28 protein-coding genes are annotated in these 26,486 nt (G+C 36.8%); 10 read left to right on the forward strand and 18 right to left on the reverse strand.

Going from position 1 to position 26,486, the window contains the following annotated elements; genetic code table 11:
- Nucleotides 1-43: 43 nt before the first annotated feature.
- Together EIB73_RS01695 and EIB73_RS01700 are read left to right on the forward strand one after the other, a co-directional pair.
- Complete coding sequence (locus EIB73_RS01695) at nucleotides 44-658, forward strand: deoxynucleoside kinase (RefSeq protein ID WP_125022030.1); 615 nt, start codon at nucleotides 44-46, stop codon at nucleotides 656-658.
- Between the two features lie 80 nt (nucleotides 659-738).
- Complete coding sequence (locus tag EIB73_RS01700; RefSeq protein ID WP_125022032.1) at nucleotides 739-1,086, forward strand: ArsC/Spx/MgsR family protein; 348 nt, start codon at nucleotides 739-741, stop codon at nucleotides 1,084-1,086.
- On the opposite strand, the gene EIB73_RS01705 is transcribed toward EIB73_RS01700, so the two are convergent.
- The 3 genes from EIB73_RS01705 to EIB73_RS01715 all read right to left on the reverse strand — a co-directional run bounded on the left by EIB73_RS01705 (nucleotide 1,083) and on the right by EIB73_RS01715 (nucleotide 3,047).
- The gene (locus EIB73_RS01705; RefSeq protein WP_125022034.1) at nucleotides 1,083-1,976 is read right to left on the reverse strand and encodes a TIGR01777 family oxidoreductase; all 894 of its coding nucleotides are present in this window, start codon (nucleotides 1,974-1,976) and stop codon (nucleotides 1,083-1,085) included. The two genes, EIB73_RS01700 and EIB73_RS01705, sit on opposite strands and share 4 nt — an antisense overlap.
- 9 nt (nucleotides 1,977-1,985) lie before the next feature.
- Nucleotides 1,986-2,294 (reverse strand): DUF493 family protein, encoded by a 309-nt coding sequence (locus EIB73_RS01710; protein WP_125022036.1) that lies wholly within the window; start codon nucleotides 2,292-2,294, stop codon nucleotides 1,986-1,988.
- 69 nt (nucleotides 2,295-2,363) lie between these two features.
- Entirely contained in the window at nucleotides 2,364-3,047 is a 684-nt protein-coding gene (locus EIB73_RS01715; protein ID WP_125022038.1) for a DUF4197 family protein, read from the reverse strand.
- Nucleotides 3,048-3,297: 250 nt separating this feature from the next.
- Here EIB73_RS01715 and EIB73_RS01720 point away from each other — a divergent pair, with 250 nt between their 5' ends.
- On the forward strand, nucleotides 3,298-4,818 hold the full coding sequence (locus tag EIB73_RS01720; protein WP_125022040.1) for an FMN-binding glutamate synthase family protein: 1,521 nt from the start codon (nucleotides 3,298-3,300) through the stop codon (nucleotides 4,816-4,818).
- A 606-nt stretch (nucleotides 4,819-5,424) separates the two neighbouring features.
- Here the strand turns inward: EIB73_RS01720 and rplI are convergent.
- From rplI to EIB73_RS01760, 9 genes are all read right to left on the reverse strand, one after another.
- Nucleotides 5,425-5,952 carry a 50S ribosomal protein L9 gene (gene rplI / locus EIB73_RS01725; RefSeq protein ID WP_125022042.1) on the reverse strand — a complete coding sequence of 176 codons (528 nt, stop codon included), beginning with the start codon at nucleotides 5,950-5,952 and terminating at the stop codon, nucleotides 5,425-5,427.
- 130 nt (nucleotides 5,953-6,082) lie between these two features.
- Complete coding sequence (gene rpsR, locus EIB73_RS01730) at nucleotides 6,083-6,385, reverse strand: 30S ribosomal protein S18 (RefSeq protein WP_125022044.1); 303 nt, start codon at nucleotides 6,383-6,385, stop codon at nucleotides 6,083-6,085.
- Between the two features lie 28 nt (nucleotides 6,386-6,413).
- The gene (gene rpsF / locus EIB73_RS01735; protein WP_125022046.1) at nucleotides 6,414-6,755 is read right to left on the reverse strand and encodes a 30S ribosomal protein S6; all 342 of its coding nucleotides are present in this window, start codon (nucleotides 6,753-6,755) and stop codon (nucleotides 6,414-6,416) included.
- A 229-nt stretch (nucleotides 6,756-6,984) separates the two neighbouring features.
- Complete coding sequence (locus EIB73_RS01740) at nucleotides 6,985-8,331, reverse strand: chloride channel protein (RefSeq protein WP_125022052.1); 1,347 nt, start codon at nucleotides 8,329-8,331, stop codon at nucleotides 6,985-6,987.
- Between the two features lie 113 nt (nucleotides 8,332-8,444).
- Nucleotides 8,445-9,809 carry a T9SS-dependent choice-of-anchor J family protein gene (locus EIB73_RS01745; RefSeq protein WP_125022054.1) on the reverse strand — a complete coding sequence of 455 codons (1,365 nt, stop codon included), beginning with the start codon at nucleotides 9,807-9,809 and terminating at the stop codon, nucleotides 8,445-8,447.
- 63 nt (nucleotides 9,810-9,872) lie between these two features.
- Complete coding sequence (locus EIB73_RS15000) at nucleotides 9,873-10,046, reverse strand: hypothetical protein (RefSeq protein ID WP_164467844.1); 174 nt, start codon at nucleotides 10,044-10,046, stop codon at nucleotides 9,873-9,875.
- A 156-nt stretch (nucleotides 10,047-10,202) separates the two neighbouring features.
- Nucleotides 10,203-10,955 (reverse strand): polysaccharide deacetylase family protein, encoded by a 753-nt coding sequence (locus EIB73_RS01750; RefSeq protein WP_125022056.1) that lies wholly within the window; start codon nucleotides 10,953-10,955, stop codon nucleotides 10,203-10,205.
- Between the two features lie 136 nt (nucleotides 10,956-11,091).
- Nucleotides 11,092-12,057, reverse strand: coding sequence for an NAD-dependent epimerase/dehydratase family protein (locus tag EIB73_RS01755; RefSeq protein ID WP_125022058.1), 966 nt, complete (start codon nucleotides 12,055-12,057; stop codon nucleotides 11,092-11,094).
- A gap of 246 nt (nucleotides 12,058-12,303) precedes the next feature.
- Entirely contained in the window at nucleotides 12,304-15,141 is a 2,838-nt protein-coding gene (locus tag EIB73_RS01760; protein ID WP_125022060.1) for a TonB-dependent receptor plug domain-containing protein, read from the reverse strand.
- A gap of 249 nt (nucleotides 15,142-15,390) precedes the next feature.
- Here EIB73_RS01760 and ggt point away from each other — a divergent pair, with 249 nt between their 5' ends.
- Nucleotides 15,391-17,076 (forward strand): gamma-glutamyltransferase, encoded by a 1,686-nt coding sequence (gene ggt, locus EIB73_RS01765; protein WP_125022062.1) that lies wholly within the window; start codon nucleotides 15,391-15,393, stop codon nucleotides 17,074-17,076.
- On the opposite strand, the gene EIB73_RS01770 is transcribed toward ggt, so the two are convergent.
- The 6 genes from EIB73_RS01770 to EIB73_RS01795 form a co-directional block, all read right to left on the reverse strand.
- A complete protein-coding gene (locus EIB73_RS01770; RefSeq protein ID WP_125022064.1) occupies nucleotides 17,077-18,504 on the reverse strand; it encodes an SDR family oxidoreductase in 1,428 nt (475 codons plus the stop codon).
- The gene (locus EIB73_RS01775) at nucleotides 18,501-18,986 is read right to left on the reverse strand and encodes an SRPBCC family protein (RefSeq protein WP_125022066.1); all 486 of its coding nucleotides are present in this window, start codon (nucleotides 18,984-18,986) and stop codon (nucleotides 18,501-18,503) included. The genes EIB73_RS01770 and EIB73_RS01775 overlap by 4 nt, the downstream gene beginning before the upstream one ends.
- 400 nt (nucleotides 18,987-19,386) lie before the next feature.
- Nucleotides 19,387-19,860, reverse strand: a complete 474-nt coding sequence (locus EIB73_RS01780) for a sterol desaturase family protein (RefSeq protein ID WP_185144625.1) — start codon at nucleotides 19,858-19,860, stop codon at nucleotides 19,387-19,389.
- A gap of 1 nt (nucleotide 19,861) precedes the next feature.
- Nucleotides 19,862-20,320, reverse strand: a complete 459-nt coding sequence (locus EIB73_RS01785; RefSeq protein ID WP_125022068.1) for a hypothetical protein — start codon at nucleotides 20,318-20,320, stop codon at nucleotides 19,862-19,864.
- Nucleotides 20,320-21,168, reverse strand: coding sequence for a phytoene/squalene synthase family protein (locus tag EIB73_RS01790; RefSeq protein WP_317132676.1), 849 nt, complete (start codon nucleotides 21,166-21,168; stop codon nucleotides 20,320-20,322). The genes EIB73_RS01785 and EIB73_RS01790 overlap by 1 nt, the downstream gene beginning before the upstream one ends.
- Nucleotide 21,169: 1 nt before the next feature.
- On the reverse strand, nucleotides 21,170-22,639 hold the full coding sequence (locus EIB73_RS01795) for a phytoene desaturase family protein (protein ID WP_125022070.1): 1,470 nt from the start codon (nucleotides 22,637-22,639) through the stop codon (nucleotides 21,170-21,172).
- Between the two features lie 88 nt (nucleotides 22,640-22,727).
- Here EIB73_RS01795 and EIB73_RS01800 point away from each other — a divergent pair, with 88 nt between their 5' ends.
- The 6 genes from EIB73_RS01800 to EIB73_RS01825 are packed head-to-tail and all read left to right on the forward strand — an operon-like array spanning nucleotide 22,728 to nucleotide 26,479.
- Nucleotides 22,728-23,393, forward strand: coding sequence for a TetR family transcriptional regulator C-terminal domain-containing protein (locus tag EIB73_RS01800; RefSeq protein WP_125022072.1), 666 nt, complete (start codon nucleotides 22,728-22,730; stop codon nucleotides 23,391-23,393).
- Entirely contained in the window at nucleotides 23,393-24,712 is a 1,320-nt protein-coding gene (locus EIB73_RS01805; protein WP_125022074.1) for an ABC1 kinase family protein, read from the forward strand. The genes EIB73_RS01800 and EIB73_RS01805 overlap by 1 nt, the downstream gene beginning before the upstream one ends.
- Entirely contained in the window at nucleotides 24,712-24,984 is a 273-nt protein-coding gene (locus tag EIB73_RS01810; protein WP_125022076.1) for a TIGR03643 family protein, read from the forward strand. The genes EIB73_RS01805 and EIB73_RS01810 overlap by 1 nt, the downstream gene beginning before the upstream one ends.
- On the forward strand, nucleotides 24,985-25,608 hold the full coding sequence (locus tag EIB73_RS01815; RefSeq protein ID WP_125022078.1) for a flavin reductase family protein: 624 nt from the start codon (nucleotides 24,985-24,987) through the stop codon (nucleotides 25,606-25,608).
- A gap of 26 nt (nucleotides 25,609-25,634) precedes the next feature.
- Nucleotides 25,635-25,769 (forward strand): DUF2256 domain-containing protein, encoded by a 135-nt coding sequence (locus EIB73_RS01820; protein ID WP_228411302.1) that lies wholly within the window; start codon nucleotides 25,635-25,637, stop codon nucleotides 25,767-25,769.
- Between the two features lie 14 nt (nucleotides 25,770-25,783).
- On the forward strand, nucleotides 25,784-26,479 hold the full coding sequence (locus EIB73_RS01825) for an SDR family NAD(P)-dependent oxidoreductase (RefSeq protein ID WP_125022082.1): 696 nt from the start codon (nucleotides 25,784-25,786) through the stop codon (nucleotides 26,477-26,479).
- Nucleotides 26,480-26,486 lie beyond the last annotated feature (7 nt).

The following is a 26,486-nucleotide window of genomic DNA, read 5'->3' on the forward strand; positions in this document are numbered from 1 at the left end:
TTAATTACCTTTTATTCATTCACTTTATAATTCACTTTTAAGAATGCATATTGCTGTTACAGGAAATATTGGCGCTGGCAAAACAACTCTAACTAAAATGTTATCAAAACATTACGGTTGGGAAGCGCAGTTTGAAGATGTAGATCATAACCCTTATTTAGAAGATTTTTATGCCGACATGGGCAAATGGAGTTTTGCCTTGCAGATTTATTTTTTGGGAAGCCGTTTTAAACAGGTAAAAGAGATCCGTGAAAGTGGCAAAAATATTATTCAGGATCGTACTATTTATGAAGATGCTCATATTTTTGCAGAGAATTTAAATGATATGAGTTTGCTGACGGACCGGGATTTTCAGAATTATTCTTCCGTTTTTAATCTGATGAAGAGTTTTGTTTCGGCACCGGATTTGCTCATCTATTTAAAATCAGATGTTCCCAATTTAGTGAAGAAAATTTACAAACGCGGACGTGATTACGAAGCTTCGATTTCCATCGAATACCTCTCTAAACTCAATCAGAAGTACGAAAAGTGGATCTCAGATTATAATGAGGGAAAACTTTTAATCATAGAAGTTGATGATTTAGATTTCGTGGAAAGACCGGAAGATTTCGGATTAATTCTGGAAAGAATTGAAACAGAACTGCACGGATTATTTTAAAATTTACCATTAAAGAGTGGTGAAAAAAATAGTCCAATGAATGAAACATATTCACCTCTAACTTCTTTAGTTCAAAAAAAATGATTAAAATTCTTTATAATAATTCGTGTTCCAAAAGTCGCGGAATTCTGGAATATCTTGATGAAAATGGGGTGCCCTTTGAAATCATTGATTTTATTCAGAACCCGTTAAGTGAAATGGAATTGAGAACAGTTCTGAAAAAACTTAGAATGGCCGCGAAAGATCTGATCCGCAAGAATGAAAAAAAATTCAAAGATCTCTATTATGACAAAGAATATAGCGAAGATGAATGGATTCAGGTGATGCTAAAAAATCCATCGCTGATACAGCGTCCGATTTTAATTAAGGATTCAGTTGCTATGATTGGTCGCCCGGTCGAAGTTGCTAAGTTTTTTATTGAAAGTTAAATAAGCGATTTAAAAGCTTCTTTCACATGATTATATTTAAAATCAAATCCCAGCGATTTGATTTTTTTGTTATTTGCTCGTGTCCCTTCCAAAATGATGGAACTCATTTCTCCCAAGACCGATTTTAAAACAAATTTCGGAACATTAAAGGGAAGAAAAAATTTGTCTGAAGCGTTCGCTAAATCTTTCATAAAGGTTTTATTCGTCGGAACATCATCTGCCACAGCATTGTAAATTCCATTCATCTTTTGGTTTTCGATTGCAAAAACGTACATATTGACCAAATCATCCACATGGATCCAGTTCATCCACTGATTGCCTGAACCTACACCGGAACCCATATTTAAATTGACCAATTTCTTTAATAAAGGAAAAGCACCACCATTTTTTGCCAAAACCATAGCCGTTCTCAAACAAACAACCCTGTCTGCAACAGTGGAGAACTTGTTTGCTGCATTTTCCCAAGATACACACAATTCTGCTAAAAAATCTTTCTGCACAACACCATCGCTTTCTTTCAGTATTTGATCTGAAGTAAAAGTTCCATAATAATTAATGCCTGACGCGGAAATAAATGACTCTAAATGAACGTTATTTTTTTTACACCGTTCCAATAGCAAATTCGCCGTATCGACACGACTGGAATACATTTCTTTTTTGTACGCGTCGCTCCAGCGTTCACTGATGGTGGCACCTGCTAAGTGAATAATGGCGTCGAGTTTTTGAAAAGCCTTGTCATCAATCTCCTTTTCTGCAATATTCCAGTAAAATTCCTTTGGATCATCACTCTTTTTGCGTGTTAGAATTCGAACTTCATGCCTTCTTTCCCTCAGCTTTTCAACTAAAAGTTGTCCAACAAGTCCTGTTCCGCCGGTTATTAAAATAGTCATTCGTTAAATTTATAGCATCATTACTCCTTCGATTGCGCCCACTTTTTTATAGATACTCACCACTTGATCAGCATCCAAAACAAAAGCATTGATGCTTAGTGCCGTATATTTTCCTTTTTTGCTGTCACGTGTCGTAAGGGTAAATTTGATATCATCGAAAACCCGATAGATTTCTGTAAGTTTTGATTCTTCAGTGGTAAGAATGAATTTAAAGAGATATTCTTCCGGAAAATTGTGAGTGTTATCTAATTTCTCTTTTAATGAAGCGTAAAATTCTTCCGGATTTTTATTGTCTTCCTGTCCTATAATATTTAACATGGGGTAATATTTAAATTAAAAAAATTCGGATCAGAAATCCGAATTCAAATATAGTTAAAAATAACTTTTTTATTTTGCTGCTTTTAATGAATTCATAATGGTGTTTGCATTTTGCTGTTCATGATTTTCAATAATATTAAAAAGACCGTCCACCATTTGTTGTGCGGCAAATTTACTGATTCCATTCGTTGCAATATTTGCTGTATTTTGATTTCCTAAAATGGATCCTAAAAGATTAGTACCGGATAAAGCAGAATTTAAAGATTGAACCAGTCCAAACTCATTTAGTTTAGCATCAACTTTCGGCGCAATTGCTGCCATCAATTGGGTAGAAGTTTTCTCTCTTAAAATTTGAGTGGCAACTCCGGAACCGCCTTGTACTATTCTCGCTGCATCTTCTGCGGTCAAAGAATTAACTGCATTTATTAATATAGGACGCGACGTATCGACCGTAAAGGCTGCTGCCTGCGCAATATATTCTTTTTCTTTTACCACTAAATTATTTAAACCCACCTTTTGTAAAGTGCTGTTGATGTCACGCAGTTGTTTCGGTAGTGCAGCATCAATCAGTTGATTTGCTAAAAAACTGTCTTTGTTGCTAAAAATATTGAGTCCTTTATTGATTCCACCAAGCAAAACCTGTTTTAAAACAGCAATTCCAACGGTTGAAGTTGCAAGTGCAACGCATGATTGTGCTGTAGTCCCGATGGTTGCAACCGCCATGGTTGCCAATAATATAGTATTTGTTCTCATTCTTAAATTATTTGGATATTTTTTATGTAGTCAAATTGTACGCCAAAAATTTTGGTGTGGTTATAGGACATAAAAATTAAAACCTATAGTTATATTAAATCCTTTGACAAAAGAAAGGTAGAAAAATGATGAATTTTGGTACAATTGAAAGCTTCAAAAAAAAGATCTATAAAAAACCATTTTCCCTCGAAAGTGGTTTTTTTTGTCGGTTTATTATCGCTAATTTTGTGCGTAAATAATATATTTTATAATGAGAGAAAAATTCATTAGTTGGGGAATCGTACTTTTGGTAGTTACATGGGCGATTTCGATATTAATCAAGACCCATTATTGGATCCCTATTTTATTAAGTTGTATTTACGCGCTTGGCCTCTACAACACTTTTCAAACGAAACATGCCATTCTTCGGAATTTTCCGGTATTGGGTTATTTCCGTTATTTTTTCGAAGAGATTTCTCCAGAAATGCAGCAGTATTTTATTGAAAGAGAAACAGATGGTAAGCCTTTTCCAAGAAACGAAAGATCTGCAGCTTACAGACGTGCAAAAAACCTGAGCGACACTGTGCCTTTTGGGACACAATTAGATATCAATAACAGAAGATATGAAGGAATTAAGCATTCAATCTATGCGAAATCGCCTTCTGAGCATTTGCCAAAAGTATTGGTGGGGAACCATCAATGTACGCAAAAGTATGAAGCTTCTTTATTTAATATCTCCGCGATGAGTTTCGGATCATTAAGTGACCGCGCTCAAATTGCTTTAAACAAAGGAGCTAAAAAAGGAGGTTTCTATCACAATACCGGCGAGGGTGGAATTTCACCGTATCACTTGCAGGGTGGTGATCTGTGCTGGCAGATTGGGACTGGATATTTTGGTTGTCGAGATGACCACGGATTCTTTTCTCCCGAGATCTTTAAAAAGAATGTGGCTTTACCAAGTGTAAAGATGATCGAGATTAAAGTTTCACAAGGTGCAAAACCTGGTCATGGTGGAGTTTTACCTGCCTCTAAAAACACCCCGGAGATTGCTGCTATCCGACACGTACAACCAGGACTGACGATTATTTCGCCGCCTTCACATTCTGCTTTTTCAGATGCTGCAGGTTTACTGAAGTTTGTACAGCAATTACGTGAATTATCTGATGGGAAACCTGTTGGTTTTAAATTATGTATTGGAGATACAAAAGAGTTTGAAGATATCTGTGCGCAAATGAATGTGTTGAAAATCTATCCGGATTTTATTACCGTAGATGGTGCGGAAGGGGGAACCGGAGCTGCGCCACCAGAGTTTTCTGATGGAGTAGGAATGCCTTTGGAACCTGCATTGATTTTTGTGAACAGAACTTTGCTTAATTTCAATGTGCGTGACAAACTGAAAGTGATCGCAAGTGGTAAAGTCCTTACGTCCTTAGATATTCTGCGTGCTATTTCAATGGGAGCAGATATGTGTAATAATGCGAGAGGATTTATGTTTGCACTGGGTTGTATTCAGGCTTTGCGTTGTAATACCAATACATGTCCAACCGGTGTAGCAACACAGGATAAAATGCTGATTAAAGGACTGGATGTGACCGATAAGAGTGAAAGAGTATATCATTTCCACAAGAATACTTTGCGTACGTGTAATGAGCTTATTGCAGCTGCAGGAAGATCTTCTTATGATGAAGTTGACGCGAGTATGTTTATGCGTGGTGATGAATTTGAACACTTGGCTGATTTTTATTTCCCAGACATTTTAGGAAATGTAAAAACACCGGCAAGTCGCTATTAAAATTTTTAGATTATTTGAAAAGAACTTCAGGAGATTCCTGAAGTTCTTTTTTTTGTGACTCGTTTTTGAACTCTTCTTTTCCCTTAATTAAGCGAGTTATAATTTCGCTGGAAGGAAATTTAATTTTAGCTTTTTGTAGCATTATTTAGACGACATCCTTTCTCGTTATCGAATGGAATTTATTTCCGTGCAAAATTGAATTGATCTTAATTTTTTTGATCGGTGTATTTGACGTTATCTTTCTTGTCTGACGATGAACGTGTTCCAATCCGGGAAAACGGAATTCATGGTTGCTAAAAAACTTTAGAGGGTCTTATTCGGATGTCTTTGCTTTGAAAAATCGTGTCAAGGTTTTAGATCTGGACAGCGTTAATGATATAACATATTTCTATTATAACTTCGATAGTTCACATCTAGTTCTATTATCTTAAAATGTGACGTTTAAAGCATTACTTAAGCCCGAGAGAATAAAAGGAATGGAAGTCTGTTGAAACGTACAAAATAACAACTCTAAATTTCCCTTTAATGATATTACCAGGAGAGAACTGCGCAAAAAAAATCCAATATCAACTAAATGATATCGGATTTATTATAATTGAAAAACTATTATGCTTCTTCAGCCGGAGTTTCAGTTTCTTCAACTGCTTTTGGTTTTGGAGCTGGTTTAGGAGCTTCTACAACCGGTGGTGCATCAGAAACGATTTCGAACTCATAGTTATACTCAACATCTCTGTGAAGTCTAACCAAAGCTGAAAACTTACCAGTTCTTTTGATATTGTTTCCAGGAATTTTGATGTATTTTTTATCAACTTGTACTCCTACTTTAGATAGTTCTTCAGAAAGGTTTGCATTGTTGATAGAACCAAACAATTTATCACCTGAACCAACTTTGGTTGCAATAGTAATGTTTGTTTTCTTCAATTGATCAACTACCGCATTTGCAGCAGCAACTAATTTAGCTTCTTCCTCTTTTCTAGCTTCTAAAGTCTCCGCTAAGTTTGCTTTATTTTTTGGCGTAGCCAAAAGTGCAATTCCTTTTGGTAACAAGTAGTTTCTTGCGTATCCAGGTTTTACACTTACTACGTCGAACTCAAGTCCTAAGTTCTCTACGTCTTTTTTTAAGATAATATCCATTGTTGTTGTCCGTTTTTAATTTCAGAAAAAAGATGATTGATCTGTTCTCTAAAAATCGTTAGAATTAATAATTATTCAGCAACTGTTATAGCGATCTGCACAGGCACAAAGCTTATTGCTTACCGCATTTTTATTTTAAAAGATCCGCAACATAAGGCATCATTGCCAAGTGTCTTGCTCTTTTGATTGCAGCAGAAACTTTTCTTTGGTACTTTAAAGAAGTTCCGGTGTATCTTCTTGGTAAAATTTTACCTTGTTCGTTTACGAACTGAAGAAGGAAGTTAGCATCTTTATAATCAACATGCTTAATTCCGTATTTTTTGAATCGACAGTATTTTTTGTCAGATTTTGTATTGATGTCTACTGGAGTTAAGAATCTTACTTCTGATTCTCCACCTGCTGAGGCTTGTTTAGCCATATCATCTATTGCCATAACTTTTTTTGTTTTTTAGGGTTAAAAATTAAACTTTCGCAGTTTTCACTTTTGTTCTTCTTGTTACTGCATACTCGATCGCATGTTTGTCAAGTTTTGTAGTAAGGTAACGGATCACTCTCTCGTCACGCTTGTACGCAAGTTCTAAATCTGCAACTACAGTTCCTTCACCTTTGAATTCGATCAAAGTGTAAAATCCATTCTTTTTTAATTGAATAGGATAAGCTAATTTTTTCAGTCCCCAATTTTCTTTGGCAACGATTTCGCAATTGTTAGATTTTAGTAAATCTTCAAATTTTTTCACTGCTTCCTCCACCTGAGCATCAGATAGAACGGGAGTTAAAATGAAAACAGTTTCGTAATTGTTCATAATGTTAATGAATTTTGTTAATTATTTCGAGGTGCAAAAATATAACTTCTTTTTGTAACATGCAAGATAATGAACCTATTAAAGCCTCTTTTTTAAGATTATTTCAAGAATAAGTGAAAATAAATCGGGAACTTTATTTTAGCCACGGTTGAAGCGGCATCCCCCGACTGGTCGGGGATATAGCGGAAAACGGGTCTGCGTGTGGCAGAAAATCAGGTTTTCGTGCTCCTTATTCTTTTCGAACCTCTTCCAAATATAGGTCTTTTAGCTGGTCATATAGGGAGTGACGGCTCACCAAAAGGGAAATTAAGGAGGATACCATTCCGGCCAGCATCAGATAAAAAATCAGACTGTGGCGATCGGTCATTTCCAGCACAATGATAGACGAGGTGAAAGGTGCGCGCGTGATCCCCGTAAGAAAGGCGACCATGCCCGTTAAGATGACGACGTTGGTTTCGTGAGGTGTCAAACTGATCCAGCCCGCAATTACCGAACCGATACTTGCACCGGCAGAAAGTGCAGGCGCAAAAATTCCACCTGCGCCACCTGAGGTAAAGGAAAGTGCCGGACCCAACATTCTGAAAAGTGGCATATACCAGTCTTCATTTTTATTGTCGCTAAAGAGAATGCGTTCCATAATTCCTTTTCCGGAACCCAAAATTTCCTCGTTGATGAAGTATGCTAAAAAAGCAATAATCAAAGCTGAAATGACGAGAAAGATAATATTGGCGCGATCTGTTTTTAGATTTTTTTTCCAGGCACTGATGGAAAGCATTATTCGGGAGAGTTGACTGGCGAAAATTCCGGAAACAGCAGAAACCAGAATCACAGGAAAGATAATCAGAATGCTAATGTCGCTGGTTTTCGGATAGCCCAGATATAAATAGGATCCGGCAAACGTTTGGGCTGTTAATCCCGCAATAATAACCGCCGTAAACAAAGCAGTCTTAAAATAGTTGATATGAGTTTTTGAAAGTTCTTCCACGGCAAATACAATTCCGCCCAGCGGGGTATTAAATGCAGCGGAGAGTCCCGCGGCAGCACCTGTCATAATCATGTTTTTCTTTGAGATTTTAGGCCACCATTCCGGCAGAAATTCGTTCACTTTTCTAAAAACCGAACCTGCGATCTGTATGGTTGGACCTTCGCGCCCGACTGCACCACCACCGATAACGAGGATTACGGAGGAAAGGACTTTGAAAATCATTATTTTAATACTGAGCAAATGAGATATTTTGCGGTGTTCTTTAGGATTTGCTAATTCTACAGCGGCCATTACCTGCGGTATTCCGCTACCTTTAGCATAAGGAGAAAATCTTTTGACCAACCACCAGGACAGAACAAATGCGACAGGTGCTACGATAAAAATCAGCCAGCTGTGCCACTTCATCATAGCGTGCATGAGGTTTTCTCCCCATTGAAAGATCTGCGCATAAAGGACTGCGAAAATCCCGGTTATAAATGAACCGATCCAAAATGGGATTGCCTGAAGTAGATTAAGTTTCAGTTTTTCGTTTCGTATGTTATCGAAAGAAGCTTTGATTGATCCACGAAGTAAAAGATAAAGTCGGTGCATTTTGCAAAATTATCATTTTTAAAAAGAAATGATGGTAATTTGACGTTATTTTTAATCATCAAAAAAGGCCTGCAAATCTGCAGACCTTTCTTTTTATAAAAAATTTGAAATGATTATTTTTTAACAATTTTCACAGATTGTGTTCCTTTTTCAGTTTGAATGTTTACTACATAAACTCCAGGAGTTAATTTGCTTAAATTAACTTGGTTTTTAACGGCATTCAAAGTTTGAGAAGCAACTACTTTACCTGTAAGATCATATACCTGAACAGATTTTACTTTATCAGCTGCTTCGATATTCACGATATCTACAACAGGATTAGGATAAACTTTAACTTCAGATCTTTTCACATCTGAAACTGCTAATCCACCTACAGAAATAGAGTAATCTTCTGCCTGACCGAATGAAGCGCCTGCACAAGGATCAAGAAAGTTTGTGGATCCGAAGATCTTTTTCACTCTCATTCTGGTAGTTCCAAGTAAAGCATCGGCAGGTACTGCAAGCGTTTGTGATACTGTTTTACCATCTGTTCCAGTTGAATTAATCAGCAATTCTGTAATTTCATAAACTTCACCGGCGTCATTCAATACTCCGTTTTGATTCCAGTCAATGAATACCACAAATCTGTTGGTATAAGGTCCACTGGTGTTTCCTTGTAACTCCATGAGGTAAGAGCCGCCCTGATTTACAGTTCCCGTAGTGGAAATAAAGTTTTCATGACCTGGAGTGCCAGTTGTGCTGGCCGGACTTGTATTGTTTATTCCTGCGAACTTAACAGAGGTAATTGGTTCTGTAGTAAGTGACATTACAAGCGGTCCACAGTATGGAGCGTACGGATTTGCCTCCGTTGTAAATGAAAATACACTGCAGCCGGTGGCTTCACCTGCGCCATTTTTCGCAACTACTTTCCAGTAATAGGTTGTTAAAGGTAATAAGCCTGTAGCGGTAGTGCTAAGTCCTGTTACGTTTCCTATTAAGGTGGTAGGATTTGCAGAAGTGTCTAAATATACATCGTAACTGCTTGCTGCAGTTCCTGTTGCTGCTACAGTCCAAGATAAAGTTACCGGAGTTAAATAGGGAACTGCGGTTGCTGCATTTGCTGGTGCGACAAGAGTAGGGCATTCAGGTGGTGCAGTAGGCGCAAGGTTAACAAGGATATTATCGATTAATAAGACAAATTTGTCACTTGAATTATTAACGAAAGCGATACGGACCGTAGTCCCGGCATAGGCGTTCAGATTTGCTTCTCTCGTAACCCATGTAGAATTTTCAGACGCGGTATTATAAAGTTCAACGGTGAAATCTGAAACAGCATTTCCGCCGTTAGGCGATAACATTACTTTGTAGCCATCGCTGAAATCGGGATCTTGTGCTTTAGCATCCCACTGAATAAATGTGTTATCGGCGGGTAAAGTAATCTGGGGAGAAATTAGCCAGTCATTTGATGTTCCGGCAGGACTGTACCAGGAAGAGCTCATTGCGGCAAAATTGCCGTCGGGCCCGCCATAGTTTGGAATGGCACCACCGCGATCTTTTCTAATCTAGGCTCCTGCGTTAAACTCTCCCACAGTAGGATCGTGAGTAAGACCGTCTACATCAATTAAAGTCCAGGCCGCGAATCCGGGGCTGGCTCCATCAAAATTTTCTTGGAAAACCTGAGCGGTTCCAAACAGGGGTATTGCCAAAAATGAGGCAACCAGTAAAATTTTTTTCATAATGATAAGGTTTTTAATTAAACTTACCTCAAAATTAGAAAATCGAAATGAATTAAACAAAGAAAACGTATAAATATTTAATATTCTTTATTTAATATATAATATCACTGAATATAATGTAAAATTAGAATATTAGGAAATGTTTGATAGATGCGGTTACAGCGCAAAATCTTTAATTCGGGAAAACGCAATTTCCTGTTCATTCATCCAATCCAGAAAATGCTCCAGACGGTCATGAAGTTTTTTACCGGTTTTGTATTTTTTATGAAAAGGAAGTGCGAAATTATATTTTTCAAAATCGGTGAACTGCCATGAATTCAGATAAATAAGAACAAACTCATCTTTTTTAATGGTTTCAATGACCATCGTTTGATAGAAGGCGAGTGGCATGATCTGAAAAATATAATCACTGTACGGAATTTGTGAATATCTTGAAATACTTTCGTGAAAAATAGTTAAACCACTCTGTTCTGTAAAAGGCGCTTTCCTTTCAAAACGGCGAAGGGGAAAAATCAGTGCGGTGTCTTCGTTCAGAGAAGCGTAGGTAAAACGCAAATGGTGTAAGTCACTAAAACTGATCATATGATCGGGAAGTCTGATGCCACGTATTTGTTTGCCAATCCAGTCTTCGGTCATCATTTTAGCCTCCTCAATTTTTTCTATTGGCGAATCAATGCTTAACAAAGCGATTTCATGACCCTTCGTCACGATCTTTTTGATTAGTTTTTCTAATCGGGATACCAAAGAAATTTCGATAAAAAAGGTCGCCAGAATTTCTGCGTTTTCCAGACTTCGTAAGATCGAATTCGTATTCTGTATGGTTATTTCTAACTTTTCTGCAGCACTAAAAGCCTCTCTTTTTTTAAAAGAAGAATCAGAATCAACAATGTTAAATGTCAATAAAATCATTTTTGGAATTTGATAGGAGGTGAATGTATAAAAAAAATCTGCAAAATCTTCAGGAATATCCTTTTGAAGTTGCAGATTGTTTTAATTGAAGAAGTATTCTAATTCACGAATGAATCTTAAACTGTTTCGGACAAGATTAGTTTTTTCCCAATTTTACCTTCAGGTTCTTTAGCATATCTTTTGTCATTTCTGTGATTCCAAAGTCGTAGGAAAGTCCCCAATCTTTTTTCGCCACAGAATCATCAATGGAAGCGGGCCAGGAGTCGGCAATTTCCTGTCGGAAATCGGGTTTGTAATCAATCGTAAACTCAGGAATTTCTTTCTTGATTTCTTCCGCTAATTCTTTTGGAGTAAAAGACATTCCTCCCAAATTGTAAGAAGTATGCACGGTTAAATCTTCTTTTGGTGCTTCCATTAAAGCTAAGGTTGCTTTAATCGCATCATCCATATATAACATTGGCATTCCCGTATTCTCCGAAATAAAGCTCGTGTATTTCCCTTCCTCAATCGCTTCATAGAAAATCTCTACTGCATAATCTGTGGTTCCGCCACCCGCAGGTGTTTTCCAGGAAATCAAACCGGGATAACGGATGCTTCGAACATCAACTCCAAATTTGGTATGGTAATATTCACACCATTTTTCGCCTGCCATTTTAGAGATTCCGTACACGGTTGTCGGATTTAGAACAACATCCTGACCTACATTTTCTTTCGGAATTCCTGTTCCAAAGACGGCGATAGAACTGGGCCAGAAAATTTTCTGAATCAAACCTTCTTTTGCCATTTCGCAAAACTGAAGTAACGGTTCAATGTTTAGTTTCCAGGCAAACAATGGTTGTTTTTCCGAAGTTCCCGAAAGGAGTGAAGCTAAGTGATAAACCGTGGTGATTTGATAATCTTTAATCACCTGGCGAACCAGCTGCGTATTGGTCACATCCATTCTTTCGTAGTAACCCGCAGAGGTCAGATTTTTGTCCCAACGGTCCAGGCCGGAGGCAACTACATTTTCGGCGCCATGTATTTCAACTAACTTATTGGTCAATTCGGTACCGATTTGTCCCAGGGCACCTGTAATTAATATTTTTTCCGTTTTGGATTCCATTTTTACGTTTTAGATTCGCACAAATTTAAGAAAATAGGTTAGCAAAAGAAATAGGTTTCATTAAATATTTTTTGGGCGAACATTTCCGCCTTCCATTCCCGCTTTTTTAAGTGCTGGCTTCGCCATCAGTTAAAAAGAGCTTCATTCAAGTCGGGTCGCAAATTGGTTATCATCATGAACATTGGTCTAAATATAAAAAAAGTGCTGTCCGTGCAGACAGCACTGTAAAAAAAGGCTATTAAGAATTTAGAAACTAAGATTTACACGTGCGAAAAGAAATCTTCCGTTCATTCCGAATTGAGATGTATTTCTGGAATAAACAAACTGGTTGGCATTAGATAAATCCACAATGGATGGATTTGCGCTGTAAACTACATTTCCGTTCGCATCAACATTTGTTGGTCTTTTTGCGGAAATCGGTCCGTAATTTAGATCCGGATAAATATCAAATAAATTATTTGCTCCCAAAGTCAAACTAACTTGCTTCGTGAATTTATAAGCCACTGAAAAATCCGTGATTAATTTTCCGGACCAGATAGGATGTTCATTTTCTACCGCCTGTCCATTAACAACAATCGCATCAATTTGTCCGTTACCATTAACATCAACCGTATTCGGGTCCGTAACTTTCCCGAAATACACATTCTTCATTAAGAAACTTAGCTTGTCAAATTCAAGAGTATTAATTAATGAAGCCTTAAATCTTGGCACTGCTTCCTGAAGGTAAACGCGACTTGTTTCGGAAAAATATCTGGATTCCTGTCCGGAATTTTTTAGAATATCAGAGGAGTGAATATCTCCAATTCTGCTTGTTTTAGAGACGGTTAAAGCTAAATCGTTGCTTAATTTAAATTTAGTAAAGACAAGTTTTTGGGAAATAACACCCTCAATTCCTCTGGTTTGCGTATCAATTGAGTTCGCGAAAAATGCCGCTGCAGTTGCTCCGGCTGCATCGAAAAGAGGTTTTGTCGTTGCAGTAGGGGAGAATTGATCGGTTAGCGTAATACGGTCTTTAATTTTAATGTAGTATCCATCGACCGTTAAAGATAACTTTGCAGCTGGGATTTTGGCAGTAAAACCGGCGGAATAACTGGTGGATTTTTCCTGTTTCAATTTGGTGATTCCTAATAATTTCGCAAGCGCAGAATCATTGGTAAAAATTCCAACTTCAAAAGCAGTTCCGCCTACAAATTGTGTGGACGTAGAATTAAAGGAGATTTGATGAAGTGAAGGAGCTCTGAATCCGGTAGAATGCGCACCACGAAGATTAATATTATCGGTAATTTTGTATCTCGTCGCTAATTTGTAATTAAAAGTTGATCCAAAATCAGAGAAATTCTCATACCGAAGCGCCGCACTTACCAACCATTTTTCTGTAACGTCTAACTCATTGTCAGAATATAAAGCAAAAGAAGTTCGGTCTTTAGTTAAAGCATTTTCTGGTCTAAATCCTGGGAAAACTTGTGCTCCTCCTGGCCTTGTACTGCCAAAAAAATCGGTGGGTTTTAAGTTTCCTGGTGTTGTAGGACCTTGAATATTTCCGTTGATATCATACAATGCGTAAGAAGAATCTTCGCCTTGCGTAATTTTGAAATTTTCAAATCTTCCTTCCGCACCAAATGCTAAATTTAATCCCTGCAAAACATCAACTTGAGTATCAAAATCTGCATTGATGGTATTTTGCGAAAAAGCAAGTGCTCCCGCGTCAAATTCCGTTTTGCTCGGATATGCCATACTGGTATTCGCTGTATTTTTAATGGTGTAATCGAAAGAGTTTCTACCGAAAGTATTGCTCACATCATAATTAAATCTTCCCATTTTTCCTTTAAATCCTGCAGCGAAAGAAAGATCAATAACATCTGAGGCAATTTCTGGTAAGAATCCATTCGGATAGATAGAAGTTGATGTTCTGGATTGATTTGGCAATCTGTAAAATCCTGCAGCATTTCCATCTCTGTAGGAATATCCTCCGAAAGCGTATCCTTTAATTTTATCGGTTAAATCAAATTCTGAATTCATATACAATTGCCCACTTGTTAATTTAGATTGACCAACTCGCATGTTAAAATCCTCTCTGGATAAACCGCGATAAGCAAGTTCATTTTCTGTAACATCAAAACCAAGTTTAGCCTGAAGACCATTTGGACCACCAATCGTTGTAGCATTTTGTATGTCAAGTTGTTGCTGAGCCGTGAAATAGTCAACTCCAGCTGCATATTGATGAATGTAATCAATAATTTGCTGCGAATTTGGAGTATTATTAATGTTTTCAAATAAAGAAGAAATATTAACACCATTTTGCAAAGCGCGTTGTTCTATCGCATTATATGCATTGAAAATAGTTCCTGTTCTAGGTTTTGCACGTTGCGTATCATCGCGGGACATTAAACTTCCTGTGAAATTGATAAATCCATTGGACCCAATTTTTGTCCCATAATTTAAATCCACCTGATATTTTCCACCATCCCAGCCGCCGTTGTGATCATTTGCAGCTTTGGAGTTAAAACTTCCTAAAGTAAGCGCTGCGGTTAAATTATTAGTCGCACGTTTCATTACGACGTTTATCACCCCTGCGATGGCATCGGAACCATATTGCGCAGAAGCGCCATCTCTCAAAACTTCCAAACGTTCGATCGCAAAAGCGGGAATTGCATTTAAATCCGTTCCAACTGAACCTCTTCCCGGCGTTCCGTTAATGTTGACTAAAGCAGTTGTGTGCCGTCTTTTTCCATTTAAAAGTACCAAAACCTGATCGGGTCCTAAACCTCTTAATTGTGCAGGATCGATATGGTCAGTTCCATCAGCAACCGTTGTTGTATTCGACGTAAAAGAAGGTGCGGCGAAATTTAAAATTTGGTTTAGATCCGTTTGCGGGCTTAGAATTCCCTGTGCTGCAATATTAATTACATCGATGGGAACGGGAGTGTCTGTTGCTACACGGTTTTTATTTCGTGATCCCACGGTTAAATTCACTTCGTCAATGGATTGAGAGCGGATGGTGTCTTTTTCCTGACCGTAAGCATAGCCAGACGTAATTGTTAAGAGTGAGCCCAGAATTAAGGCTTGAAAGTAATTTTTCTTCATAATTTATTAATTTATTATCAAATATATATAAATTATTTAGATGTGTTAATGTTTTGTCAAGCTATAATCTTATTTATTGAATAGTTTTTAATAATGTGTGTATAAATCTTCGTAATTCTGTTATTTTAGGAATTACATAAATCTCAAATGCATTTTTTAACTTAAAATTATTTTAGATCTTAGTTTTTATTACTTTAAAAAACTGCAAATGTTTATTCATTTTCCTTATTTTTGAGGAAATATACCGTCATGAAGAAAATACTTTTATCATTTCTTTTCCTTTCGCAATTTGCCTTTGCGCAATTCACCGACATCAATATTGTAAAGGAAATACACACCAAAGATAAAGGTTTGGTTGTTTCTGCACACCCGTTAGCCAGTGAAGCCGGCGCTAAAATTTTGAAAATGGGTGGCAACGCTTACGACGCTGTAATTGCTACACAATATGCGTTGGCAGTGGTTTATCCGCAAGCCGGGAATATTGGAGGTGGTGGTTTTTTGGTTGGTGTAAAAAAGAACGGAGAGAAATTTACCATCGATTTTCGGGAAACTGCACCACAGAAAGCGAGTCGAGATATGTACCTCGATAAAAACGGAAAAGCCAACACCGATCTTTCGCAAAACGGCAGATTGGCGGTGGGAGTTCCAGGTTCTATTGCGGGATTTTATGCGACGCTTAAACATGCAAAACTTCCGATGGAAAAACTCATTCAACCTGCAATTGATTTGGCTGAACAGGGTTTTGCCCTTACTCAAAAAGAAGCAAACTTGCTAAATAATCAAATGGATTATTTTCATCAGCACAACAAAAGTAAAACGGTTTTTCAAAAAGCAATCCCCTGGAAACAAGGTGATCTTTTAATTCAGAAAGAACTTGCAGAAACTTTAAGACTAATTCAGAAAAATGGTGCCAAAGGTTTCTACGAAGGCAAAACCGCGGGTCTTATCGTACAGGAAATGAAACGTGGTAATGGAATTATAACTTTAAATGATTTAAAAACTTATAAAGTAGTCGAAAGAAAACCCATTACCTTTAATTATAAAGGAACTGAAATCGTTTCCATGCCTTTGCCGTCAAGCGGCGGAATTCTTCTGGCTCAGATGCTGAAAATGAGTGCTTTTGAAAATTTGGAAAAATATCAGCAAAACTCTACAAATGCGGTACAAATTATGGTAGAAGCGGAACGTCGTTCTTTTGCCGATCGTGCAGAATATATGGGTGATCCTGCATTTATAAAAGATCAAACAGCGATGTTGATCTCTGACGAATATTTAAAAAACCGTTGGAAAAGTTTTAGTTTTGACCGTGCGACACCAAGTTCCGAAGTGGGAAAAATTATTCCTCAGCCTAAAGAATCCACAGAAACTACGCATATTTCTATTGTTGATAAAGAAGGAAATGCAGTTGCAGTAACTACGACATTAAATGGGCTTTACGGAAGTAAAGTTGTCGTTTCTGGCGCGGGATTTTTCTTAAATAATGAAATGGATGATTTCTCTGTAAAACCAGGCGTTCCCAATATGTTTGGTGCCGTTGGAGGTGAAGCCAATTCCATTCAACCCGGAAAAAGAATGTTGAGTTCAATGACGCCAACAATTGTGATGAAGAATTCGAAACCTTATATTATTGTAGGAACGCCCGGCGGAACTACAATTCCAACTTCTGTTTATCAGTCAATTGTGAATATTATAGATTTTAAATTAAATCCCAATATGGCTGTAAATTCTCCTAAATTCCATCATCAGTGGCTTCCTGAAAGTATTCTTTTTGAAAAGAACTTTCCTGAATCGACCATTTCTGACTTAGAAAAAAAGAATTATAAGGTTGAAAGGGATTCCCAAATTGGTCGTTCCGAATTAATTCTCATCAATGAAGATGGAAATGCAGTTGCAGTAGCCGATGGGAGAGGAGATGATTCTGTAGCTGTCGAATAATTATTTTCCGGACAGTTTTTTCAACATTCCGTTGAAAATTAAACCGTGAAAAGGCAAGACTGAATACCAATACAACCGACCCGATAAACCAAGCGGACGAAAAGTGGCTTCCTGATGAAGGACGCCATTTTTTATTTTAAATTCCAGCCACGCCTCACCTGGTAGTTTCATTTCTGCAAAAAGTAAAAGACGTTTTTCTTCTTTGTTTGCATAGAGTACGCGCCAAAAATCGACTGAATCGCCTGCTTCCAGATTATTCATATTTCTACGGCCTCGTCGTAATCCCACGCCTCCGAAAAGTTTATCGAGAAATCCCCGAATTCTCCAAAGAAAATCGGCGTAATACCAACCTGTTTTTCCCCCAATGCTGAACACGCGTTCCAAGGCTTTTTGTTCGTCATCAACTTTCATAACGCGGATATCTTTAAAACACCCTTCATCCGGAACCTCCAGATATTGCCATACTTTACGGCTGTGAAACTGATTGGAAAAAGAGTCGAACCAGCTCGAAAGAACATCATTCTGCTTAATTTTATCAAAGGCCAGGCGAATAGCTTCCTGATAGGAAAAGAGATGAATATTTAACTGTTCCGCTAAATTATTTTTGTTTGCTACCACGTCAATTTTCATACTGTCGACCAAGTTTTTTGCGAGAAAATAACTCGTAGAAGTAACGAAGTATAACCAATAAGAGGAAAGACGCGGTGTCATCACGGGCACGATAAAAATGCTTCTTTTTAATCCGCGTATTTCGGCATATTGTAACAGCATTTCTTTGTAAGTAACAATGTCTGTTCCGGCAATATCGTAGTTTTGATTGTAAGTAAATTCCTTCCCTAAAACCCCTACTAAAAATTGCATTACATTTCGGATGGCGATTGGTTGACACTTCGTATTCAGCCATTTAGGCGTGATCATAACTGGTAATTTTTCTACTAAATCACGAATGATTTCAAAAGAAGCACTCCCGGAGCCCACAATAATTCCGGCCCGTAAACTGGTTAATCCATAGACTGAACTTTTCAAAGCTCCTTCTACATTTTTTCGGGACAGAAGATGTTTCGAAAGTTTTTCTTCATTAATAATTCCCGTCAAAAAAATGACCTGTTTAACATTTGTTTTTTCTAAAGCTTCCCGAAAGTTGTCCGCTGATATTTTTTCTTTTTCCTCAAAATCTCCCTCGCTGGAAGACATGGAGTGAATTAAATAATAAGCTGCCTCAATATCTTTGGGAATGTTTTCTAATGTTTTCTCGTCCAGAAAATCATTTTCAATAACTTCGATCTGGTCCAGTTTATCTTTAAATAAATGCAGACCAAAACGATTTTTATCTCTTACAGAACATACCAAATGATGTCCTTCATCTAACAATTGAATGAGTAATCTTTTTCCGATATAACCGGTTACGCCTGTAAGAAGTATTTTCATGATGCAAATGCTTTTTGTAATATTTTATAGCGACTTTCAAAAATGAATTTCACTTTGTTGGTCACAAATTTCCCTACAAAGAAATCACCTAAAATTCCCATAGGCAATTTAAAATTGACGATGTCGGTCATTTTCACTTGATTGTCACCAACTCCTTCAAAATGATGTTCGTGGTGCCACATAGCGTAAGGGCCAAAGCGCTGTTCATCCACAAAAAACTGATGATCTTCTAAATGGGTAATTTCGGTAATCCAGTTTGATTTGATCATGGGCAAAACGCCGATTTTGTAAGTTATAATCTGACCTTTATAGGTTTTGTTTGGCGGATTATTGGTAATTCGAAATTCCATTTCTTCCGGGGTGATCTTATCCAGATTCTTCGGCAAAGTAAAAAATTCCCAGGCTTTGTTAAGTGAGATGGGTAAGATCTGCTCTGAGGTGAGCGTATAAATTCCAGATTGTTTGGTCAGATTAATTTTCATCAGTTGATTGAAATAAATTTTTATTTTTTTAAAAGTAGAGAGCAAGGTTATCGAGTGGCGCAACGCAAAATAGTAGAAAGGTCTTCAGCTGGAATTGGTCCTAAGCGAATTCCAAGGTTTTCAATATGGTCTTAATATCTGACAGGATTATAAGAATCACTTCCGATCGGTGCGAAATTAATGACGAAGAAATTTTAAAAATTACATAAAATCATTTTGCAAATTTTCATTCAAAAAATAAGCTGAAGCACCATCATAAAGGTGAAATGCACGAACTATCAAAGTTTGTTGCATAATTATTTCCAATGTTTAATAAGTGGAATCGTACTTTAGGAAAACTGTTGAAATAGGAATCAGAAAACTTACAACATCCAAAAGTTAAATTACAGAATTCCAAACCTTATCTTTTCACGGTCGATAAACGCGCTTCTCTAAAATATTTCATGGGAACGAAAAGCATCCCGAAACATTCTCCTTCATCTTTTCCTAAATGTTTGTGATGCATTTTATGGGCTTTTCTTAAACCGCGGAAATACCAGTTGTTGGTATTATCGAACCATTTGAAACGACGGTGAATTAAAATATCATGCACCAAAAAATAGCATATTCCGTAAATCAAAATTCCCAGACCTACGAAAAACATCCAGTTAATCCCGCCGCGGGTTCCAAAGTAGAAAAGTAACATACTAGGAATGGCAAATACAACAAAAAAAGCGTCATTTTTTTCAAATACGTGCGGATATCCGGGTTGATGGTGATCCTCATGTAAATACCACCCCAAACCATGCATAATGTATTTGTGGGTAAGCCAGGTCACGCCTTCCATCGTAACTACAACAAGAAGGGTGAGGGCAATATATCCTATAATTTCCATTTTATAATTTTAAATAATCAATAACAAAATTCTTCAAATCACGATCTTCAATTTTTTGATATTCCTTGCGGATAAAAGCGCGATCTTCTTTGATGTGCTGATGGTAACCAAGTATATTTGGTATATTTTCCTGCGTAATCAATCGCATTAATCTGATCTCTATATTGTGCGGTTCTGCTTTAACTGCATTTTCCAATGTTCTTTTTCCCTGGTTGAAATAAGAAATTTTCTTGATTGGATTAAAAGTATGTTTTGCCATAAAAAAATTACCTACTGCCATAAAACCGCCATAAATTGGTTCTTTGGTTTCAACATATGCGGCGGTAGATTTTTCAATTAACGATTTCGAGGCTTTTTCAGATTTTTCGCTCTGTTTAATTAATGCTCGAAATTCTTTTAGGCTTTGGGCACCCATTACATGACAAATTAGAAGGAATATTATTAGACTTAGTCTTTTCATTAAAGCAAATTTAAATTCTTGTTTAAAATCATTTCGCCGAAAAGATACATTTTTCTTGCATTAGAAACACGTATTCTTTTTGTTAAAAGTTGTTTTGTTTCTGTCTTTTTAATTTTTTTGAATAAATTGAAATAATATTTATACGCCATAAACACTGCCAATTTACTTGACATCGGCAACATTTTAATTCCTATTTTGGCGTGCGCAAAATCTTTGGCGATATCATTTTCAATTTCCAGCTTGTCTATATGGGTGAAGTTTTCGAAATCTACGCCCGGAAAATAAGTTCTGTTTAAATCGTTAAAATCAGCACTGATGTCCCGCAGAAAATTTATCTTTTGAAATGCAGCTCCTAAACTTTGCGCATAAGGCTTAAGCTTTTCATATTCTTCAACATTCCCATTTACAAAAACTTTCAAACACATTAAACCCACAACTTCTGCAGATCCATAAATGTATTCGTTATATTTCTCATCATTCAAATCTTTAATTTCTCCTAAATCCATTTTCATTGAGGTCAGGAATGCATCGACTAAATGTTGGGGAATTTTCTGCTCACGTTGAGTGAGGCAGAAAGAATGTAAAATAGGATTTAATGAAATACAGTTTTCTCTCGCAGATTCGTAACTGCTTTCAAATTCGGTCATCAGTCGTACTTTATCGTAATCATGAAAAGTATCAACAATCTCATCTGCCAATCTTACAAAACCGTAAATATTATAAATGTGCTGACGAATCTCAGGGTGAAATAAGGAAGAAGCTTTGTAAAAAGACGTGCTGTATTTTTGGGTCACCATTTTTGATGATTGACCACAAAATGAATTGAAAATTTCTAAATTATTCATCATATTAGAATATTTTATGTTGATTTTTAAGAATATAATCGGTGACCACTTTCCCCGAAATAAGCGCCGGGGGAACACCTGGACCCGGAACAGTGAGCTGACCGGTATAAAATAGATTCTTAATTTTTTTATTGTTAATGCTTGGACGTAAAATGGAGGTTTGCAATAAAGTGTTCGCAAGCCCGTAGGCATTACCGCGACAAGAATTGTACCTTTCTTTAAAATCCTGCACGCCAAAACTTTTCTTAAATATAACGTGTTTACGTAAATCTACGCCAATATTTTCTTCTATTCTACTCATGATCAGATCAAAATACTGATCGTGTATTTCCTGACTGTCTTTTAAATCGACTGCAACAGGGATTAAAAAGAAACCGACTTCCTTGCCTTCCGGGCATAAATCCTGATCTGTTTTTGAAGAGAAGTTTGCGTAAAATAAAGGTTTTGTCGGTAGTTTTGGATCGTCATAGATCTCAACTGCATGCTGTCCGAAATCGGTATCGAAAAATAAATTATGATGTTGCAATTCCGGAACTTTTTTGTCAAAAGCGACGTAATATAAGAATGAGGATGGCGCAAAAACTTTCTTCTGCCAATAATCTTCTGAATAGTTCTTTTCATCAGCATTTAAAAGTTGTTCCGTGTGTGCGTAATCTGCACCAGAAATCACCAAGTCCGTTTCAAAAACATCCGTTGTAGTGACGACTCTTTTCGCAATACTATTTTTCGTTTCAATTCTTAAAACTTCCTGATGCGTTAAAAATTCTACTCCTAATTCTTTTGCTAATCTCACCATTCCTTTTGCTACGGCATTAAAACCTCCTTTTGGATACCAGGTTCCCAAGCCGAAATCGGCATGATTCATAAAGTTATAAAATGCGGGCGTATTTTGAGGTTTAGCACCCAAAAAAAGAACGGGAAACTCTAAAATACTTTGGAGTTTTGGATTTTTAATATTCTTTCGAACCGTCTGAGAGATGTTCTGCACAAAAAGATTCAGTCGTGTTGCGGTCTCCATACTAACCAATTCCATTACTGATTTTCCGGGGTTGTAGACCAGATCTTTCATCGCAATCTCATAGTTCTTCCGAGAATCCTCCATAAATTTTCGAAGATGCTTTCCACTGCCTGGTTCTATTTCTTCAAATTTGGCAATTATTTTCTCCGGATCATCTGCGATGTCTATATAATCATCTTTACCAAATATTACGCGATAAGCAGGTGAGAGCTTTTCTAATTTATAATACTCACTCACTTTTTTTCCAAAATCTGCAAAAAAGCGTTCAAAAATATCAGGCATCCAATACCAACTTGGTCCCATATCAAATTTAAATCCATCAATTTCCAGTAAAGACGCCCGACCGCCGAGCTGTTCATTTTTTTCTAAAACTTTTACTGAATAGCCTTTCTTTGCCATATAACAGGCAGAAGCAAGGGCTGAAAATCCGGAACCAATAATGACAACTTTACTCATGTTTTTTAATAATGGAACAAAAATATACTTTTATTTCTAAAATAGAAAATATTTTTACTAAATTTGTGCTTTATTTAAAATACAATATATGAAAGATATAGATAATGCTCAAGAAAAAATCCTGGATAAATACTCAAAATATGTACTTCGTAACAACAGGAAACCTTTAACTGTGTTTACTTTTTGTGAGGAACATGATATTAACGAAACCGATTTCTATTTCTATTATGTCAATTTCGATGTTTTGGAGGCTGATTACTTGCGCTATTTTATGCAGCAAAGTATCCGCTTAATCACGGCAGAAGAAAATTATCTTTTTGAGAACGCGAAAACGAAAATGCTGTCCTTCTATTTTACCTTTTTCGAACAGCTGACGATGAATCGCAGTTTGCTGATTTACTTAATTGGTACTGAACGAAATAATCTAAATAATTTGAAAAAGCTTTGGTCTCTAAAAAAAGAATTTCAGCTTTTTATCAAGAGTTTAGATTTATCTGAACCGATGATGGACAATCAGCCCGAAAATATGGCTAAAATAGAGCGGTTTAAAAACAAGGGAATTGAAGAATTATATTGGGGCCATTTTCTCGCCACGCTTAAATTCTGGATTGATGATACAAGTTCAAACTTTGAAAAAACCGATATTTTTATTGAAAAATCCGTGGATACGAGCTTTGAGTTTTTAGAGGTTAAACCTTTAAAGAAACTGATCGATTTTGGAAAATTTTTATTTAATGAAAAAGTAAAAAATTAATGAAGACCTTAGATAAAATTCCGACCAGTAAGATCGAAAGAGCGACAAAATTAATTTCTACGGGAGCAAAAGTTGGGGTCAATTACCTGAAATATTATGGTGATAAAATGACCAAAACGGAAGGTGAAGCCAAGGAAAATTTAAACCGAAATAATGCTGCAGATATTTACGACAGCTTGAAAGAGTTGAAAGGAAGTGCTTTAAAAGTTGCTCAAATGTTGAGTATGGAAAAAAACATTTTACCTGCTGCTTATGTGGAGAAATTTTCGCTTTCCCAGTTTCAGGTTCCGCCGCTTTCTGCACCTTTAGTAAATAAAATTTTTAAAAATTATTTTGGTAAAAAACCAAGTGAATTGTTCGACCAGTTTGAATCGACCTCTGCAAATGCAGCGAGTATTGGACAGGTTCACAAAGCGATGAAAGATGGAAAAGAATTGGCAGTAAAAATTCAGTATCCCGGTGTTTCCGATAGCATTTCTTCGGATCTGGCAATGGTAAAACCCATTGCAATGAAAATGTTTAACATTAAAGGAAAGAATTCAGACCAATATTTTAAAGAAGTTGAAGATAAATTATTGGAAGAAACAGATTATGCTTTAGAAATCAAGCAAAGTCTGGAAATTAGAAAAAGTTGCGAACTGCTGCCCAATCTGGCGTTTCCCAATTATTATCCGGAGTTTTCCAACGACAGGATCATTACCATGGATTGGATGCACGGTAAACATTTGTCCACTTTTTCCGAAGAAAATACCGACGCTGTACTTGCTGATCAGGTAGGGCAGGCTTTATGGGATTTTTATATGTTTCAGATTCATCACTTACGGAAAGTACATGCCGATCCGCATCCCGGTAATTTTTTAGTTTCAAAATCGGGAACTTTAATCGCGATTGATTTTGGATGTATGAAAAGTATTCCAGAGGATTTTTACATTCCCTATTTCGAACTTTCGATCCGGGAGAATTTACAGGACAAAGCTTTTTTAGATCAGAAATTATTGGAACTCGAAATAATAAGACCTGATGATTCTGCAGAAGAGAAAGATTTTTTCACCGAGATTTTTTACGAATTGCTATATCTGTTTACAACTCCTTTCCAAGAAGAGACATTTGATTTTTCAGATGGAAAATTCTTTTCTGCAATCGCAGATTTAGGGCAGAAATATGCAAAAAACACCCAGCTTAAAGGAAGAAATGCCAATAGAGGTTCGCGTCACTTTATCTATATGAACAGAACATTTTTCGGTTTGTACAATTTAATGCATGAATTGAAATCTAAAAATATCAAGATCAATAATTATAAAAATTACCTGAATAAGTAATGCTGAATCCTATACAGATTGATCGGATCATTGAAATGGCTTGGGAAGATCGAACGCCTTTTGAAGCGATTGAATATCAGTTTTCCTTAACCGAAAAAGACGTGATTATTTTGATGCGCACCGAGTTAAAAAGAAGCTCCTTCAAACTTTGGAGAGCACGAGTGAATTCTGGAGTCAGTCAAAAGCATTTGCAGAAAAGGACTTCGGAAATGGACCGTTTTCGATGCAGCAGACAAAGAACAATTTCTAATAATAAAATCAGTAAAAGATAAATGGAGGAAAAGCAGGAATATTTCACTTTTACGAAGTCTTTTATATTAGACAGTGAAAAGCGTTTTCGTACAAAGTTGATTAATTCTTTGGCCGGCATTAGACAGGTTGCGTTAGTCGGAACCAAATCGAGTGCTGGAGTAGAAAATCTTGCCATTTTCAATTCTGTAATTCATTTGGGAGCCCATCCACCTTTGCTGGGGTTGATCAGTAGACCTGACACTGTAAGTCGGGATACTTTAGAAAATATGATAGAGAACGGAAAGTATACCCTGAACTTTATCGATCGAAAATGGGTGAAGGACGCCCATCAAACATCAGCCAGGTATGCAAAAGAAGTTTCAGAATTTTCTGCCACTGATTTTTCTTCGGAATATATCGGCGATTGTTCTGCACCGTTTGTGAAAGAAGCTGAAATTAAAATTGAAATGAAGCTGCAACAAATTCTGGATATTAAGATTAATAATACAAAACTGATGATTGGCAGCGTGGAATGGATTCAAATTCCTGCCGAAAGGTTCACAGAAGATGGCTCGGTAAATCATCATGATCTATTATTAAGTGGAGGGTTGGATGCCTATTATTCCGCGGAAATGATAACACAGCTCGAGTATGCAAAGCCATAGCGCAGATGAAAATCTCTTCGAAACATATTAAGAAACAGAATTTACCCTCAAAAATTTGTCCTGTTTGCGAAATACCTTTTGCGTGGCGTAAAAAATGGCAGAAAGATTGGGAAAAGGTTCTTTACTGCAGCCAAAAATGCAAAATGAATAAAAATGCTTAAAATTAATTAGTAAGATGAAGAATATTTTAATAGTAGGAGCCGGAAAAGGAATCGGACTGAAGTCTGCAGAATTATTGAGGAATGAAAATCTGTACACGATCTCCCGAACTTCTACAAAGGAATTAGAGGATTTGGATACCGAATTTTTTCAGTTGGATGTTGCCAAAGATGATTTGGGAAACTTATCTTTACCGCCAGAATTACACGGACTTGTATTTTGTCCGGGTTCTATTAATTTGAGACCTTTTAATCGCCTTACGGAAGAAGATTTTCAGGCAGATTTTCAGCAGAATTTTTTGGGTGCCGTTCGCATTATTCAGAAATGTTTGCCGGCTCTGAAAAAATCGAAATCAGCAAGCATTGTTTTATTTTCCACGGTGGCAGCAAAATTAGGAATGCCTTTTCATACGTCGATTGCGGCGAGTAAAGGAGCAATTGAAGGTTTTGCAAAAAGTTTAGCTGCAGAATTGGCGGCTTCAAATGTGAGAGTGAACGTTATAGCGCCTTCTTTAACAGACACCGAATTGGCGGCACAACTGCTTTCAACAGAAGAAAAAAGATTCGCTTCTGCGAAAAGACATCCGTTGCAGAGGATTGGCTCGGCTGAAGATATGGCTCAAATGGTAGAATTCCTTTTATCCGAAAAAAGTTCCTGGATGACTGGACAAATTATTGGCATTGATGGAGGCTTAGGAACAATAAAACTTTAATATAACT

Origin of the sequence: Kaistella carnis (assembly GCF_003860585.1) — a bacterium.
In the GTDB taxonomy this organism is placed as follows: Bacteria; Bacteroidota; Bacteroidia; order Flavobacteriales; family Weeksellaceae; genus Kaistella; species Kaistella carnis.